The organism is Cupriavidus sp. 05N38, assembly GCF_056397345.1.
Map to the genome: position 1 here is coordinate 43,733 of NZ_JBFTNF010000050.1, position 16,096 is coordinate 59,828.

The following is a 16,096-nucleotide window of genomic DNA, read 5'->3' on the forward strand; positions in this document are numbered from 1 at the left end:
ACCAGTGGGTGGATGGGAACAAAAAACGGCAAACAGGAGAGAACGGCGGGGGGCTCAGTGCGGCGGCGGCTCCGTGCCGATGGCTGCCTGGTGGGCGCGCCACGCCCGCCARCCGCCAAATTCCGTGATGTCGGTCGCGCCGGCTATGCCGCACGGTTCGCAGATAAAGCCTGGAACGCTGCTGCCGTCGGCCAGTACGGTGCGGCCGATACCGAGGGGCGCGGGAATGCCGGCGGCGAAGCTGCCGAAGCGGGCCTCGGGCATCTCCCATACTTCGACCTCGATGGCGGCACCTTCGGCTTGCCCCACGCGTACAAGGCCGGGCCGCTGCACGCCGGCGCCGGCCAGCGCGTAGAGGCGGTAGCTCGGCGCCGTGCGGGTACGTGCCAGCAGGCGCGCGCCACGCTCGGCCAGCTGGTGGTGCAGGGGCTGGCCTTGCAGGTGGGCGCCGCAGACGGCGACTTGCAGCTGGCCGCTGCGCCCGGCGGGCGGCACACTGGCGGCGGCGGGCAACGTCCTGCCCGTTGCGCCCATCGTGGCCGCGCGTCCTTGCAGGGCATATTGCCAGCGCCGCGCCAGATGCAGCAGCGGCACGTCCTGGTGGGCCGGCGCGACCAGCGTGATGCCGAAGGGCAGACCGTCGGCGAGGAAGCCGGCGGGCACGGCAATGCCGGCGCAGTCCAGCAGGTTCATGAAGTTGGTGTACAGGCCCAGCTCGCTGTTGCGCGCGACCGGCTCCGCCAGCATGGCGGCGATGGTCGGATGCCCAGGTACGGTGGGCAGCAGCAGGGCGTCCGCCTGGGCCCAGGCGGCTTCGCTCTGGCGCTGCAGCGCGCGCAGCCGGTACATGGCGGCGAAGGCATCGGCGGCCAGCGGTGTGGCGCCGCCCAGCGTGATCTGCTGCGTGACCGGGTACAGCGAATGCGGATGCGCATCGACGAAGGCGCGGATGGCCTGGTAGCGCTCGGCCACCCAGGGGCCTTCGTACAGCAGCCGGGCGGCTTCGAGGAACGGGGCGAAATCAATCTCGACCAGCTCGGCGCCCAGCGCGCGGGCATGCGCGCACGCTTGGGCGAAGGCGTCGGCATAGCCTGGCTGGAAGAAGCGCAGCTGCCCCGGCGCCGGCACGCCGAGGCGGAATGCAGCAGCGACGCCGAAGTCGAAACCATGCGGCTGGACCGGGCGCGCATAGGGGTCGTCGGCATCGAAGCCCTGCGCCACCGCGAACACACGGTGCGCGTCGTCGGCGGTCAGCGCGAAGACCGAGGGCGTATCGAGCGAGCGGCAGGCCGGCACCACGCCGCTGGTCGACAGCAGACCGCAGCTCGGCTTGAGCCCCACCAGGTGATTGAACGCGGCGGGCACGCGGCCGGAGCCCGCCGTGTCGGTGCCCAGCGCGAAGCTCACCTGCCCCAGGGCCACCGCCACGGCGGAGCCGGAGCTGGAGCCGCCGGAGATGCGCTCGGGATCGAAGGCATTGTGGCAGGCGCCATAGGGCGAGCGGGTGCCGTTGAGCCCGGTGGCGAACTGGTCGAGGTTGGTCTTGCCCACGGCAATGGCGCCGGCATCCAGCAGCCGTTGCACCACGAAAGCACTGCGGGCCGGCATATAGGTGTAGTCCGGGCAGGCGGCCGTGGTCGGCACGCCGGCCAGGTCGATGTTGTCCTTGATCGCGAACGGAATGCCGTACAAGGGCAGGCCGGCCGGCCCGTTCTGTTCCAGCTCCCTTGCCCGGGCACGCAGGGCCGTGGCGTCGAGGCGATGGATCCACGCGTGATGCGGATCGTGCTCTGTCGCCGCAATCACCGCTTCGATGACCTCGGTGGGCGTGCGTTCGCCGCGTTGGTAAGCCGCTTGCAGCGAGGCGATATCGAGCGAGAAGGGGACCGTCATGCTGCCTCCTTCGCTGCCACGCTTTGCGGCACCACGATGACGACTTCCTGCCCGGCGCTCACGGGCGCGCCTTCGCGGCAGGCCACGCGCCAGGCGTAGCCGGCGCAAGGCGCCGTGATGGCAAACTCCATCTTCATCGATTCCACGATGGCCAGCGTGTCGCCCTCGGCCACCGCGTCGCCTTCCTTTACCAGCACGCGCCACACGCTGCCGGGTACCTGGCTGCACACCACATGGGCTTGCTCCGGGAGTTCGGTGGCGTGGGCCGCAGCGGCGGAGGGCGCCTGCGTTTCGTCCACGTACTCGGCCTGCCCGAGCGCGCGCCAGCGTTCCCGCTCCGCGCCGAACGCGGCTTGCTGGCATTGCCTGAACGCCGCGATATCCGTTGCATGCTTGTCCAGGAAGCGACGGTAGTCGCGCATGCCAAACGTGCCTTGCTCGATGCGCAGCGGATAGCGACCCGCGGGGAAGTCGCGCCGGATCTTGGTGAGATCGTCTTCGCTGACAGGATAGAAGCGGATCTGGTCGAAGAAGCGCAGCAGCCACGGCTTGCCCGCGTCGAAGTCGGCGGCGCCGCTTTGCGCGTCGCGCCAGCGGTTCCACATCTGCAGCGTGCGGCCAACGAACTGGTAGCCGCCGGGCCCTTCCATGCCATAGACGCACATATAGGCGCCGCCGATGCCCACCGCGTTCTCCGGCGTCCAGGTGCGGGCCGGGTTGTACTTGGTGGTGACCAGCCGGTGGCGCGGGTCCAGCGGCGTGGCCACGGGCGCGCCCAGGTACACGTCGCCCAGCCCCAGCACCAGGTAGCTGGCATCGAAGACGATGCGCTGCACCGCCTCGACCGAATCGAGCCCGTTGATGCGGCGGATGAACTCGATATTGCTAGGGCACCACGGCGCGTCCGGGCGCACCGATTGCATGTATTTGTCGATGGCCAGCCGCGTGGCGCTGTCGTCCCACGATAGCGGCAGATGCACGGTGCGCGATGGCACGACGAGGTCGTCGGTATCGCCCAGCGCATCGTCCGCGGCCAGGATGGTGTCGATCAGGGCGGCACGCGCGAGCCGGCGCGGGTCGAAATGCACCTGCAGCGAGCGGATGCCTGGTGTCAGGTCAACCACGCCGTCGAGCCGCAGGGCTTGCAGCGCGGCATGCAGCGCATGGATGCGCATGCGCAAGGCAATGTCGAGCTGCAGCTCGCCCAGCTCCACCAGCAGGTAGCGGTCACCCGCCTGGCGCACGACCAGGCCGGGGCGGCTGGCCGAGGCCGCGCGCTGGCGCAGGATCGGCGAGCCGTGTTCGCCGGCGCCGGCTCCTGTGTCGGGCAGGAAGGCCGGGTGCGCGCTCAGCTCGCGCACCCAGCGGTCCTGCGCCGCCTGCCGCTGCGCGGCCTGCTCCTGCGTCACGCCATGAAAGCGCACTGCGTCGCCCGGGCGCAACTGGCCGAGCTTCCAGCGCTCGGCGGCAATCACCACGGCCGGGCAGACAAAGCCGCCCAGGCTGGGACCATCCGGGCCGAGGATCACCGGCATGTCGCCGGTGAAGTCGATGGCGCCGATGGCGTAGGCGTTGTCGTGGATGTTGGAGGGATGCAGCCCCGCCTCGCCGCCGTCGCGGCGCGCCCACATTGGCTTGGGGCCGATCAGGCGCACGCCGGTGCGGCTGGAGTTGTAGTGCACCTGCCATTCGGTGCCGAAAAACGCGTCGATGTCGTCGCCGGTGAAGAAGTCCGGTGCGCCGTGCGGGCCGTACAGCACCGCGATATCCCAGGCGTGGTTGCCGCCGGCATAGGCCGGGATCTGATCGTGCGCCAGCGCTGCTACCGGCTCGCCGGCGGTTTCACTGCCGATGTGCAGCATGTCGGCGGTGCGCAGTGTACGGCCGGCATGGCCGCCGAACTGGCCCAGCGTAAAGGTGGAGCGGCTGCCGAGGTAGTGCGGCACATCCATGCCGCCGCGCACGGCCAGGTAGGCGCGGCTGCCGCCGGTGGCCACCGCGCCCAGGCGCAGCACGCTGCCCGCGGCCACGCGGTGCGATTGCCAGGGCGCCAGCGCCACGCCATCCAGCGTGGCTGGCATGGGCGCGCCGCACAGCGCGATGACCGCATCATGGTGAAAGCGCAGCGTCGGCCCGCTCAGCGTGCATTCCAGCCCGGCGGCGGTGCCTGGGTTGCCGACCAGGCGGTTGGCCAGGCGGAACGCCAGGTCGTCCATGGGGCCGGACGGCGGCACGCCCACGTCCCAGTAGCCGGCGCGGCCAGGCCAGTCCTGCACCGTGGTCTGCACGCCGCCGTCCAGCACTTCGACCGCGTTGGGCCGGTAGGTGAAATCCGCCAGCGAGCGCGTGATGATGCGCCCGTGGATGAACTCGTCGCTGGCTGCCACCGCGCGCAGGTAGCGCAGGTTGGTCTCGATGCCCGCCAGCCGCGTCGTGCCAAGCGCCGCCTGCAGCTTTGCCACAGCGTCTTCGCGGTCGGTGCCGGTGACGATCAGCTTGGCGAGCATGGGGTCGTAGTGCGGCGGCACCTCGCTGCCCGCGCCAATCCAGGTGTCGATCCGGGCGTCTTCAGGAAAGCGCACTTCAGTCAGCAAGCCCGCGCTAGGCTGGAAGTTGCGCGCGGGGTCTTCTGCATAGAGGCGCACCTGGATCGAGGCGCCGCGCGGTGCGGGGGCTGCCAGCGCGAAGTCCTCGCCACGCGCCAGCCGCACCATCCATGCGACCAGGTCGATGCCCGTGACCTGTTCGGTCACGCCGTGCTCCACCTGCAGGCGCGTGTTGACCTCCAGGAAGTAAAAGGCGCCGGTGTCCGCGTCGAGCACGAATTCCACCGTGCCGGCGGAGCGGTAGCCAACCGCCTGGCCAAGCCGCTCGGCGGCGCCCAGCAGCGCGCTGCGCGTGGCCGCATCCAGCCCTGGCGCGGGTGTTTCCTCGATGACTTTCTGGTTGCGGCGCTGCGCCGAGCAATCGCGCTCGCCGAGCGTGACCACCTTGCCTTGGCCATCGCCGAACAACTGCACCTCGATATGGCGGGCGCGCTCGACAAACTTCTCCAGGAACAGCCCGGCATCCTTGAAGTTGGCGCGCGCCAGGCGCTCCACCGCTTCAAAGGCGGGCGCCAGCTCGGCCTCGCTGCGGATCAGCCGCATGCCGATGCCGCCACCACCGGCAGTGCTCTTGAGCATGACGGGATAGCCGATGCGCAGCGCTTCGGCACGCGCGACGGCCAGGCCGGGCAGCAGCCCGCTGCCCGGCAGCAACGGTACGCGGTGCTGTTCGGCCAGCGCGCGGGCCGTGTGCTTGAGGCCAAATGCGCGCATCTGGGCGGGCGTCGGGCCGATGAAGGCAATGCCGGCGGCTTCGCAGGCTTCGGCAAAGCCGGCGTTCTCGGACAGGAAGCCGTAGCCGGGATGAATGGCGCCAGCGCCGGTCTCGCGGGCGGCGGCCAGGATGCGCCCGGCATCGAGGTAGCTCTGCGCCGCGGGCGCCGGGCCGATGCAGACCGCCACATCAGCTTGCGCAACGTGGGCCGAATCCACGTCGGCTTCGGAGTAGACGGCGACCGAGCGCAGGCCAAGCGCGCGCAGGGTACGGATGATGCGGCAGGCGATGGCGCCGCGATTGGCGATCAGGACGGTGTCGAAGCGTTGAGATGGCGAGGACATGCGGGTGGTTCCCTCGGGGCAGGTCGTCCTGCGGGAATCATCTCGGCTGCGGGTCGTCCCGCAGCGGCGCCCTTGGGGCGCGGAATGGGCAAGCTGGTACTACGTTCTGCGCGCTACGCGATCCGCGCGCGGGCAGTGATCGCGGCATCCCACACGATGAACTCCACCGGCGTGGGGTTGTACGCGTTGCACGGGTTGTTGAGCTGCGGGCAGTTGGACACCAGCATCCAGACGTCCATCTCGGCGCGCAGCTCCACATACTTGCCCGGGCCGGAGATGCCATCGGCAAAGCACAGGCCGCCTTCCGGCGTGACTGGCACGTTCATGAAGAAGTTGATGTTGGGCACCAGGTCGCGCTTGCTCAGGCCCACGTCGGCATGCGCCATCGCCAGCAGGTAGTTGTCGCGGCAGGAGTGCATGAACTTCTTCTGCAGCGCGTAGCGCACGGTGTTGCTTTCGGCCGCGCAGGCGCCGCCCAGGGTGTCGTGGCGCCCGCAGGTGTCGGCCACGATGGTCAGCATCGGCCGGCCAGCGCTTGACACCAGCACCGAGCCACTGCTGAGGTAGATGCCGCCCTGGCGCAGCAGCGTATCGGTGGCGCTGTAATGCTCGGCCACGTCATGCCGGTTGTAGAACAGCACGTCGGCGGCCTGGTTGCCTTCCAGGTCGACGATGCGCACGGTCTGCCCGGCGCGGATTTCGGTGAGCCAGGGCTCACCCGCCGGCTGGCGGTGGCGCAGCGTCGCGTGCGCGGGGTCCAGCGAACTCGTGCGCAGGGTAGCGGTGGCAGCGTTGGTCATATCGGTTCCTCGTGGTCTTCAGGACAGCGCGAACACATCGGCGTTGTGCAAGGCGCGCGCGCATTCGGGGCGGTAGCCGCGGCAGAAGTCGTCGGCCGGGGCCGGGCCGTTGCGCCAGGCCGCGACGCCCACCCTGCCGGGCGCGTAGCCGGGGCGCGGGTCCAGCGGATGCGGGGCGGTGGAGACGGCCACGATCAGGTCCATGTCGCAGCGCAGTTCCACCGAGCTGCCTTGCACCGCCAGGCTGGCATCGAAGGCGAAGTTGCCGTGCGCGTCCACGGCGATCTTGCTGAACAGGTTGACCGGCGCGATCAGGTCGCGCGCGCCGAGGCCGTACTTGCCGATTTCGATCAGCAGGCCATCGCGGCCCGCGCGGTACATGGCGTTGCGGTGTTGCCCGAAACGCTGCTCGCCGTACTTCTCATGCAGGCGCGCGGCGTCCAGCAAGCCGCCGAACGGGTCGTGCCAGCCCAGTGTGTCGTGCGTGATCGAGGCCATGGCGCGGCCCATATCGCTCATCAGCACATGGCCGCGCGTGAAATGCGCGGTGTGCAGCGCCTTGCAGGTGTCGGGCATGCTGTAGCGCTCCAGCCGGTCATGCGCGGCGTAGAGCACCACGGAGCAGTTGGCGCGCGCGTCCAGGGCGGCAAAGCGCAGGGCCATGCCGCGCGACAAGCGCCAGCTCCAGTGGCAGCCGCCGGGCAGGACTTCGCTCCAGGCCACCTGGCTGGCGGGCAGGTCGGGGGCAAAGCGGCGCCAGTGGTCGATGACATCCACCGCGGCATGCACGGACGGGTTCGCAAAGGCGTGTTCAGGGGTTTCCATTCTGTTGGTCTCCGGGTGGCAACTCAGGCCTGCGGCTCGGGTGCGAGGTCGGTGGATGCGGCATGCGAGAGCTGCTCGAGCAATTCGAAATCCGTCTGCATGCCGGAGGTGGCGCGGATGCGCGCGAGCACCTCGCGCTTGAGGTTCAGGAATTCGGAGGAGAGCTTCATCTCCTGCGTGCGCGCGGCCGGCAGCGGCACCTCGTAGACGGTGTCGATGCGTCCGGGGCGCGGCGCCATCAGGACCACGCGTTGCCCGAGGTAGATCGCCTCTTCCACATCGTGCGTGACGAACACGATGGTGCTTTGCTCCAGCCGGTGCACGTGCAGGATCAGGTCGTGCATGACCTCGCGGGTTTGCGCATCCAGTGCGCCGAAGGGCTCGTCCATCAGCAGCACCGGCGGGCGGCTCATCAGCGCACGCGCAATGGCCACGCGCTGCTGCATGCCGCCCGACAGCTGGCCGGGGTAGGCATCCTTGACGTGGCATAGCCCCATCAGGCGCAGCAAGGCATCGGCCCGCCCGGAGGCGGCTTCCACATCGGCGCTGGTCCGGCTGCTGGTGTTGACCTTCAGCTCGCGGCAGAAGCGGATGTTCTCGATCACCGTCAGCCACGGGTAGAGGCTGTAGTGCTGGAACACCATCGCGCGCTGCGGGCCCGGGCCTTCGATCGGCTTGCCGTCGCACAGCAGCTCGCCCGCGCTGTGCGGCTCCAGGCCGGCGAGCGAGCGCAGCAGCGTGGACTTGCCGCAGCCGGATGCGCCCACCAGCGTGACGAACTCGTTGTTGGCGATATCCAGGTGGATGTCCTGCAATGCGGCCGGGGGCGTGCTGTCAGGCGTGCCATCGTGCGTCTTGCCGCGGCCGAAGAATTTCCATACGCCGCGCACGCGCAGCTTGGGGGAGAGCGTCATGGACATGGCTTTAGCGCCTCGCGTGCAGGTAGGGAAACGCGCGCCGGTGCGTCCAGCGCAGCAACTGGTCGATCGCCAGGCCGATCACGCCGATCAGCAGGATGCCGGCGAAGATCTTGTCGGTCTGCAAGAAGCGCTGCGCCTTCAGGATCGAGAAGCCCAGGCCCGAGCTGGCCGCTACCAGCTCGGCCACAACCAGGTAGGTCCAGGCCCAGCCCATGGTGATGCGCAGCGTATCGAGCAAGGCTGGCTTGGCGGCGGGGACGATGACCAGCCGGATCACTTCGCCGCGGCTTGCGCCCATGGTCTGGGCCGCTTCGATCTGCGCCATCGGCACGCGGCGCACGTCCTCGGCCACCATCAGCACCATCTGGAAGAACGTGCCGATGAAGATGATGGCGATCTTGGCGCCCTCATCGATGCCAACCCACACCATCACCAGCGGGATAAAGGCCACCGCCGGCATATAGCGCACGAAATCGGTCAGCGGCTCCAGCAAGGCCTGCACGCTGCGGAACGTGCCGATCGCCAGGCCCAGTGGCAGGGCGATCACCGCGGACAAGGCCCAGCCCGAGAGCACGCGCAGCGTGCTGATGCCGATGTCGCCGGCCAGGCCCTCGTCGGCATACCAGCCGTGCAGCCGTTGCAGCACCTGCAGAGGGCCGGGCATGAAGACCGGCTCGACCCAGCCGCTGGCGGCCAGCCAGGCCCAGGCCACCAGCGGCAGCAGCAGGCCAAGGCTGACCAGCGCCGCCGTGCGGTGCGCCGGGATGGCGCTGCGTATGCCCCACCAGGGCTGGCGCTTGGCGTGGAATGAAGGCGTGGCTGGCGTGGCGTTGGCCGTGGCCGCCGATGGGGGCAGTACGTGCGCCGCGCGCGCGGTGGAGGGCAGGCGTGCTGTGTTCTCGCTCATGTCTGTCTCACTTCAGCGCATCGGCCAGCAGGCTGGCATCGACGCCGCGCGCCGGGTCCGGCTTGCCGTCGATCAGCTTGTTCTCCAGCAGGAATGCCGCAATGGTCGGCGTGACGGCCTGCAACGAGGTGGCTTGCGCCGGGTCCAGCGCGCCGTGGTTCGCGGCGACATCGAAGAACTTCGTGCCGGGCAGGAAGACGCTGTACTCATCGGGCTTCATGCTGACCACCTTGGCCATGATCCGCGCCGCCTCGGCGGGTTGCTCGCGGATGAACTTCTCGGTGTCGAACCAGGCGCGGATCATGCCGACCAGGTCGCGGCGCTTGGCGCGGATCGCTTTCTCTTGCGCGACCAGCAGGTCCGGGATCAGGCCCGGCATGTCCTTGGAGGTGAACAGCGCGCGGCCCTTGCCGCTGCGGGTGATCTGGTCGATCCACGGGTTCCAGACCACCGCCGCGTCCACGCGGCCGGTCATGAAGGCTGCGGCAGCGTCGCCGGCCGAGAGGTTGGTGATCTTGACGTCGGAGGGCTTGAGGCCGTTCCTGGCCAGCGCCGTGACCAGCACGAAGTGCGAGATGCTGTACTGCTCCAGCGCAACGGTCTTGCCCTTGAGATCGGCGAAGGACTTGATCTTGCCGCTGACCACCAGCGCATCGTTGCCCGAGGAGTTGTCGTTGACCAGCACGGCCTTGAGCGGCAGGCCCTTGGCCAGCGGCCCGAGGGTGTCCGACCAGGTCTGGGAGTTGGCGTCGAGTTGCCCCGAGGAGAGCGCCGCGATCGAGTCGGTGTAGTTGGCGAACCAGACCAGCTTCACGTCCGCGCCATGCTTCTTGAAGAAGCCCTTTTGCTCGGCGACGTACCAGGCAACCCATCCCGGCCAGTCGGACACACCGACCTTGATTTCGGCCATGGCCGGCCGTGCACCGGCGAGGCCAATGGCAAGCAGCGCAGCGCTCAGCAGGCCGGCGCACGTACGCCGGAACGGGCGTCGCGAAGGACGTGAGAAAGGAAATGCAGGCATGGTTCGGCTCCGATCGGCGGTGACAAATGGCAGGGAAGCCACCTCTCAACGAAGTGAACCTCCCGGGCTTTTGTCCCGCCGTGGAGCCTGGGCGCGAACTAGCGCGCCTGAGGCCGGTTGCTCTCGGACCAGGCATCGTGCGCATGGCACGACCGGAACCCTAGCTACCCTTCGGTGAGCGACGCTAGGTCGCCTCCCTGACCGAGAATAAGCAAACGCCATGCCAGTGCCTGGGAACGGAACCGGGGATGAGAAAGTGATTCGCAACCGCCTTGTTGCGCCACGCAGCGGCGTGCGATGCCATGCCCTGGTGCGGAAATGCGCACGGCATGCACTGCTTGGGTGCGGGTGGGGCCGCTTACAGTGCAAGGGCGCAATCCGGCGGGGGAAAGCTGCGACGGCCCCGCCTGAGCAAGATGCCTGGTTGTGCGCATTTGGGAGTCTATCGGTTCGCTAGCCTATTGAAAAATGGGTTGCATAACCTATAAAATTAGATATAAATGCTTAAAACGTAACATATATAGGGTAAATACCGTTGATTTATAGGTATGTCAACCTATTATGCAAGCAGGCGACTTGCAGTGATTCACACGATAGTCGCTCCTCTGATGCGGCGGGGAGAGACCTATGCGCTACGATATTTCCAGATGTACCACGGGCCATCGTATCGACCGCCTTGTTGGATTGCCTGCATGTTCAGGCAACCCGATTCTGTTCCCGGGTGCTCACGTAAGCACGACTCGGGACGGCTATCGGCATCACGGCATTTATGTCGGTGGTGGAAAAGTCGTTCATTACTCTGGATTTTGTGAGAAGTGGCTCAGTGGCCAGGTGGAGGCAGTAAGCGTTGGCGAGTTCGCGTCCGGTCAGGATCTCCAGATCGAATTCCAGGCGCTTCCAGCCTTTTCACCGATGGAAACCGTAGAGCGAGCCTGTTCCCGCCTTGGCGAGCATCAATACAATCTGATTACGAACAATTGTGAGCACTTTTGTACATGGTGTATTTATGGCCAGAGCCGTAGCTCACAGGTTGAGAACTGTTTGCGTGACCCCCGAGCTGCGTTGCGTACTGGAATTGGTTTGATCAAGGCTCTCGCCAGGACCTGGCTAATCCCTCGTCCTGCGGAGACGGGGGAAATGACCCGGCGTTCGGCCGTTTGAACTGATCTGCAGGCAAGGCCGGGTGGAATGGATAAATGGAAATCTATTTTGACGAAATAAAGTGAAAAAGATCGAGTTTACTTCAGCGGATATTTATGGGAAGAAAACGGAAGCGCGGACAAGACTGCGAGGGAATCGCGCAAGTCGCGTTCCGGAGTTGATTGAGGCTTCGATCAAGGTATTTGCGGAAGAGGGGTATGGCGGTTACAGCATCAACCGGGTAGCTGGGGAAGTCGGAATCCGGCTTAGTACATTGCAGCACTATTTCGCCACACGAGAACAATTGCTGACGGCAACGATCCGCGAAATGTACGGTCGTTACATCGAACGTTACGCGAAGCTGAGTTCCAATAAGCTGCAATCGCCTGAAGATCGGTTGAATACGATCATCGATGAATTCTTTGATGAGGTTCTTGCCGCAAGTTCCAACGTAACGCCATTTGTTCTCGAGTGCTGGACGCTTGCCGAGCACGACCCTTCGGTGAAGGAACTTGTGGGGGAGGGGAACAAACAGTTCCAGCAGATCTGGCACGATCTGATCGCGGCGATCAACCCGTCCTTGCCGGCGGAAGAGTGCGCCATTCGAGCGACGCTGATAGAAGCGCACGCTCAGGGATTGATGATCTTTTGCCGGCGAGGAGGGCCGGGGCTGCCGGACCAGGAGGCGTTGCGGCAGGCGACGAAGGTGTTGTGGAGGGCAATGAGCAAGGCCACTACGTGATTTGTCGGCGTTCACGACACGGGTAAACGCTGATGCTCCAGAAGTTGCAGAGTGGGTACGCTAATACTTTATACATAAAGTATTCCATATCTGAGTGCGGAGCCCGCTGCAACTTGGTGTGGCGGGTGTATGCAGGCAACCCGATAGTGCGGTCGGCCTCAGTTGAGGCGCACGAGCCATGCAGAGCATCCCTTGGTGGGTCCATATTTGCGCAGTTAGCTGGCCGGAAGAAAGGAATGGAACTTGCGTTGCGGTTAGCCGAACCCATCCCATGCTTCGCGCCACTGATTTAGTACACAGAGTTCATGATGGAAAGCCAGTTTTATGCCGACGACACCATCCTGGCTGCCGAGCTAGACCTCAAGGCAGCATGGTCGTTCTCAGAAGCGCTTTGCGGGCCGCATTCGGTTCATATCCCGACACCTGATCGTTTCAGGTTTCGTTACAGCGGACAAGTGCTAAAGGGCATGTCGACCACGGTTGGGTATATCGAGCACGGTACGGACATCACCGTGGATGTTGGCGCCAGGGAGATTCTCAAGACGTACAGCATCAGCATCCCGGTTTCCGGCGAGCAGGAGTTGAGGGGTCCCCAGGGTTCGCTGTTATCGAACATCGACTGCGGCGTTGCGGTATCGCCAGAACAGCCATTGCAGATGGACATTACCGGGAACTGCAAGAAGATCCTTGTCACGATATCCCGAGAGTCATTGGAGAGGGTGCTCGAAGAGATTCTCGGACAGCATACTGAAGCACTGCTGGTCTTTGAGCCATGCATCAAGGGCAATGAGGGAAGTGCCGGCGCCTGGTGGAGGATGGTCAAGCATTACATCAGTGAGGTCGAATGCGCGAGAGAGCTATACGGCTGCGGCACTTTTAGCCGAGATATCGAGATGGCCCTGCTGAAGGGCCTCCTGATCGCCCAGCCAAGCAACTATTCGGATCAGATCGGAAGGGCCCTGGGTGCAAGGATCCCGGGATACGTCGCGCGCGCCAAGATCTTTATCGAAACCAACTTCAGAGAGACGATACATCTCGAGGATATCGAAGCAGTCGCCGGTGTATCGCGGCTAAAGTTGTTCGAGAGCTTCCGCAAGTATTTTGGATTTACCCCCATTGCCTATCTGAAGCACTTTCGTTTGCGACAGGCACGCACGGAATTGCTGTCTGATCTTTCCAGGCAGAACGTATCTTCCATCGCCTTGGGCGTAGGGTTCAACCACTTTGGCCGATTCTCCGCCGACTACAAGCGCGAATTCTCCGAAACGCCGTCTGAGACCATCAGCAGGAAGATACGTCGCTAGTTCGGTATGCCGAATCTGATCCCCCACAGGCTAGCTGGGGGGGACACAAAGTTGACGTCATTCTCGGCCGGCGGCTACGGGTCACAACAGCAGTAGTACGGCGAGCACCGTACGTGGCAACAGAACGTAGCCCGCCCGCGGCATCGGGCTCCAGGTCGACACAGCAAGCTGGCCCTGCTCCAGCGCAATAGCAACTTCCCGCGGCATATCTTTCCCGACTCGATGAGTCCGCGCGGCCGCCATTCTTCCCATCTTCAAAGTACGGTTGCCTGGCCCCGACGGCGCCTGCCCGCACCCGCTCCGCCCCCATGTTCTCAGCCCATCGCAGACCACAAAGTCGTCGCATGACGGGTCGGTCGCGTGCTCTAAAACAAGCGGCTCATATCCTGCCAATCACCCGAAATTTTCCGGACAGGCTTCTCCAAATATGTGGATAGCTGCGGCAGAGGCGGAATGGTCAAATCGCTACACACAGAAGCTACCTGAGCGCACGAGTGCTCCATACGGAAGGCAGCGTAACCCACGAGGGCATGTTGGAAATGACTACCACAATCATCGTTGGCAATCCAAAGCCAAAGTCACGTACTGCACACGCAGCGGCCATGCTGGTCGAAGCCCTGACTGGACGGGCGCCGGATACCGTGATCGATGTCGTTGATCTCGGCGCGTCGCTGCTTGGTTGGGGTGAGCCGGCGGTAGATAGCGCCGTGTCAGCGGTCTCCGGCTCCCGGCTCATCGTTGTCGCGAGTCCGACCTTCAAAGCCACCTACACCGGCTTGCTCAAGCTGTTCCTCGATCAGTTCGCCGGCGGCACCGGAATGCAAGGCGTTGTCGCCGTGCCACTCATGCTCGGAGCGGGGCCTGCCCATGCCATGGCGCCGGACCTGCTCCTGAAACCGGTACTTGTCGAACTCGGCGCTACCTGTCCCACATCCGGCTTGTACCTGCTGGAAAAATCATTCGAGGACGGCACCGCAATCAATGCATTTGCAGATCGTTGGGGCTCCATCGTGCGCACGTTGCTGTCCTCGCAAAGGGGGTAAGTCATGTCAGAGAACGCAATCAAGTGGCTGGCGGCAGATCCGCCATTCTCGGTGCTCGCGGAAAAAGGCGGTGAGTCCGGCGAGTTCCTGCGCAAGGCCTATGGGTGCTTCCCGACGGGTGTAGTGGGTGTGTGCGCAATGATTGACGGGCGCCCGGCAGGCATGGCGGCTAGCAGTTTTGTTCCGGTGTCGATTGATCCGCCGCTGGTTTCATTCTGCATCCAGTGGACCTCGAAGACTTGGGAAAAGCTGGCAACGGCCCCAAGGCTGGGCATCAGCTTTCTGGGGCACAGCCATGATGCCGCGGTGCGCCGCCTGGCTTCGCGGTCGGAAGACAAGTTTGATGGCCTCGGTCTCGGCACCACCCCAGGCGACGCGGTGYTGATCGATGGCGCGACGGTGTGGATGGAGTGCGCGGTCGAGACGGTCATGCCTGCTGGCGATCACGGCATTGTCTTGCTCAAGATCATCGCGTTGACGATGCGCCCGCATGTGGAACCTCTGGTCTTCCACGGCAGCGCCTTTCGCAAGCTGCTGTCACCGTCCGAATAGCTTCGAACGAATCCATCCATTGAGAACGAGGCCTTGAGCCTGCTTGTTTTAAACCCATGCTGTAACCAGCATTCTGATGATCTAGAGAGGTCTGCGATGCCCACAACTAAGCGAGCAACAGAAGTCGGCGTATTCATCCCGGTTGGCAACAATGGCTGGGTTGCGTCGGTAAATGCCCCAGCAACGCCCGGAACCTATGAGCACAATCTTCAGGTCACTCGCCTGGCCGAGAAGATGGGCTTCGATTTTGCCCTGAGCATGGCAAAGTGGCGCGGCTACGGCGGCCCCTCCAGGCACTGGGATATCACTCTCGAATCCCTGACAACGATGGCGGGCCTTGCGCAGGCTACCAGCTCGATCAAGATCTGGGGAACTGTGCACATGATGATCTTCCCTCCGGCTCTCGTCGCAAAGATGGTGGCCACGATAGACCAGATTTCCAATGGCCGGGTCGGGCTGAATCTTGTTTCCGGTTCGAACCCCCATGACCTCGGCCAACTTGGCTTGTGGAAGCCGCTGGATCACGCGCAGCGATACGGGCTCGCGGATGAGTGGATCAACGTCGTCAAGCGCCTTTGGACCGAGGATCGCGTCACCCATAAGGGTCAGTTCTACGAGCTGAATGATTGCATGTCGAATCCCAAGCCGTCGAAGATGCCCACCATCATCTGCGCCGGAGCTTCGGACCGTGGTTTTCAGTTCACGATCGACAACTGCCACGGCAGCTTCTTCACGGCCAGCGATGACGCGACATCAATCGCCCGCGGCAGGCGAGCCAAGGAGCTCGCGGCTCAGGCCGGCAAGCCAGAGTTCAAGACGTACGGTCTGTTCACACTGATTCCCGGTGAAACGGACGCCGATGCGCAGGCCCGCCTGGACCATTTCGATGCAGGCGTGGACCGTATCGCGCTCGCCACCCAGACGGCGGAGTACTCGTCCGACGTCAGCGCCAAGCAGAATTTTGCTGCCCAGTACTTCATTGACCAAGGTGCACGAGTGAGCTCGGTGCTTGGTGGCGCAATGACCGGATCGGCCGAGACGCTCGCGCGTCGCCTGGCCAAGACCATTATTGAATCCGAGCTTGACGGCATCACGCTCATCGTCCCTGACTTCATCAAGGACCTCAGCTTCATCGGCGAGAGAGTACTGCCCTTGCTTGAGGATTTGGGGGTCTCGACGAATGTCGGCGCAACGATGCGCGCGGCGTAAGCGACGGACCCTGTCAAATGCGAGCGTGCGCCATGCGTCGAACACGGGGCAACGCACGCTTGTTCAGCCTATATC

General features: G+C 64.8%; 13 protein-coding genes and 1 riboswitch. Of the genes, 6 read left to right on the plus strand and 7 right to left on the minus strand.

Going from position 1 to position 16,096, the window contains the following annotated elements; translation table 11 throughout:
- Positions 1 to 54: 54 nt before the first annotated feature.
- From atzF to AC1DK4_RS29065, 7 genes are all read right to left on the minus strand, one after another.
- A complete protein-coding gene (atzF, locus tag AC1DK4_RS29035) occupies positions 55 to 1,893 on the minus strand; it encodes an allophanate hydrolase (protein WP_441620877.1) in 1,839 nt (612 codons plus the stop codon).
- Positions 1,890 to 5,558 carry an urea carboxylase gene (gene uca, locus AC1DK4_RS29040; RefSeq protein WP_441620875.1) on the minus strand — a complete coding sequence of 1,223 codons (3,669 nt, stop codon included), beginning with the start codon at positions 5,556 to 5,558 and terminating at the stop codon, positions 1,890 to 1,892. Before uca ends, atzF begins: the two co-directional genes overlap by 4 nt.
- A gap of 113 nt (positions 5,559 to 5,671) precedes the next feature.
- Positions 5,672 to 6,358 carry an urea amidolyase associated protein UAAP2 gene (locus tag AC1DK4_RS29045; RefSeq protein ID WP_441620873.1) on the minus strand — a complete coding sequence of 229 codons (687 nt, stop codon included), beginning with the start codon at positions 6,356 to 6,358 and terminating at the stop codon, positions 5,672 to 5,674.
- Positions 6,359 to 6,376: 18 nt separating this feature from the next.
- Positions 6,377 to 7,183, minus strand: coding sequence for an urea amidolyase associated protein UAAP1 (locus tag AC1DK4_RS29050; RefSeq protein WP_441620871.1), 807 nt, complete (start codon positions 7,181 to 7,183; stop codon positions 6,377 to 6,379).
- A gap of 23 nt (positions 7,184 to 7,206) precedes the next feature.
- Positions 7,207 to 8,103: an ABC transporter ATP-binding protein gene (locus AC1DK4_RS29055; protein ID WP_441620869.1), complete on the minus strand. Its 897-nt coding sequence runs from the start codon at positions 8,101 to 8,103 to the stop codon at positions 7,207 to 7,209.
- A 4-nt stretch (positions 8,104 to 8,107) separates the two neighbouring features.
- A complete protein-coding gene (locus tag AC1DK4_RS29060) occupies positions 8,108 to 9,010 on the minus strand; it encodes an ABC transporter permease (RefSeq protein ID WP_441620867.1) in 903 nt (300 codons plus the stop codon).
- 7 nt (positions 9,011 to 9,017) lie between these two features.
- Positions 9,018 to 10,031: an ABC transporter substrate-binding protein gene (locus AC1DK4_RS29065; RefSeq protein WP_441620865.1), complete on the minus strand. Its 1,014-nt coding sequence runs from the start codon at positions 10,029 to 10,031 to the stop codon at positions 9,018 to 9,020.
- Positions 10,032 to 10,088: 57 nt separating this feature from the next.
- Positions 10,089 to 10,206: riboswitch (guanidine-I (ykkC/yxkD leader) on the minus strand.
- 452 nt (positions 10,207 to 10,658) lie between these two features.
- On the opposite strand from AC1DK4_RS29065, the gene AC1DK4_RS29070 reads away from it, so the two are divergent.
- The 6 genes from AC1DK4_RS29070 to AC1DK4_RS29095 all read left to right on the plus strand — a co-directional run bounded on the left by AC1DK4_RS29070 (position 10,659) and on the right by AC1DK4_RS29095 (position 16,021).
- Positions 10,659 to 11,192: a lecithin retinol acyltransferase family protein gene (locus AC1DK4_RS29070; RefSeq protein WP_441620863.1), complete on the plus strand. Its 534-nt coding sequence runs from the start codon at positions 10,659 to 10,661 to the stop codon at positions 11,190 to 11,192.
- A gap of 61 nt (positions 11,193 to 11,253) precedes the next feature.
- Positions 11,254 to 11,913: a TetR/AcrR family transcriptional regulator gene (locus tag AC1DK4_RS29075; protein ID WP_441620861.1), complete on the plus strand. Its 660-nt coding sequence runs from the start codon at positions 11,254 to 11,256 to the stop codon at positions 11,911 to 11,913.
- A 305-nt stretch (positions 11,914 to 12,218) separates the two neighbouring features.
- Positions 12,219 to 13,217 (plus strand): AraC family transcriptional regulator, encoded by a 999-nt coding sequence (locus AC1DK4_RS29080; protein WP_441620859.1) that lies wholly within the window; start codon positions 12,219 to 12,221, stop codon positions 13,215 to 13,217.
- A 539-nt stretch (positions 13,218 to 13,756) separates the two neighbouring features.
- Positions 13,757 to 14,260: an NAD(P)H-dependent oxidoreductase gene (locus AC1DK4_RS29085; protein WP_477117480.1), complete on the plus strand. Its 504-nt coding sequence runs from the start codon at positions 13,757 to 13,759 to the stop codon at positions 14,258 to 14,260.
- Between the two features lie 3 nt (positions 14,261 to 14,263).
- Positions 14,264 to 14,812 carry a flavin reductase family protein gene (locus AC1DK4_RS29090; RefSeq protein WP_441620855.1) on the plus strand — a complete coding sequence of 183 codons (549 nt, stop codon included), beginning with the start codon at positions 14,264 to 14,266 and terminating at the stop codon, positions 14,810 to 14,812.
- A gap of 96 nt (positions 14,813 to 14,908) precedes the next feature.
- Positions 14,909 to 16,021, plus strand: a complete 1,113-nt coding sequence (locus AC1DK4_RS29095; protein ID WP_441620853.1) for an LLM class flavin-dependent oxidoreductase — start codon at positions 14,909 to 14,911, stop codon at positions 16,019 to 16,021.
- The last annotated feature ends 75 nt before the right edge of the window (positions 16,022 to 16,096 follow it).

Bases quoted from the DNA above. Each gene is read 5' to 3' on its own strand.
- uca (WP_441620875.1), bottom strand. From the start codon at position 5,558: ATGTCCTCGCCATCTCAACGCTTCGACACCGTCCTGATCGCCAATCGC.
- AC1DK4_RS29045 (WP_441620873.1), bottom strand. From the start codon at position 6,358: ATGACCAACGCTGCCACCGCTACCCTGCGCACGAGTTCGCTGGACCCC.
- AC1DK4_RS29050 (WP_441620871.1), bottom strand. From the start codon at position 7,183: ATGGAAACCCCTGAACACGCCTTTGCGAACCCGTCCGTGCATGCCGCG.
- AC1DK4_RS29055 (WP_441620869.1), bottom strand. From the start codon at position 8,103: ATGTCCATGACGCTCTCCCCCAAGCTGCGCGTGCGCGGCGTATGGAAA.
- AC1DK4_RS29060 (WP_441620867.1), bottom strand. From the start codon at position 9,010: ATGAGCGAGAACACAGCACGCCTGCCCTCCACCGCGCGCGCGGCGCAC.
- AC1DK4_RS29065 (WP_441620865.1), bottom strand. From the start codon at position 10,031: ATGCCTGCATTTCCTTTCTCACGTCCTTCGCGACGCCCGTTCCGGCGT.
- AC1DK4_RS29070 (WP_441620863.1), top strand. From the start codon at position 10,659: ATGCGCTACGATATTTCCAGATGTACCACGGGCCATCGTATCGACCGC.
- AC1DK4_RS29080 (WP_441620859.1), top strand. From the start codon at position 12,219: ATGATGGAAAGCCAGTTTTATGCCGACGACACCATCCTGGCTGCCGAG.
- AC1DK4_RS29085 (WP_477117480.1), top strand. From the start codon at position 13,757: ATGACTACCACAATCATCGTTGGCAATCCAAAGCCAAAGTCACGTACT.
- AC1DK4_RS29095 (WP_441620853.1), top strand. From the start codon at position 14,909: ATGCCCACAACTAAGCGAGCAACAGAAGTCGGCGTATTCATCCCGGTT.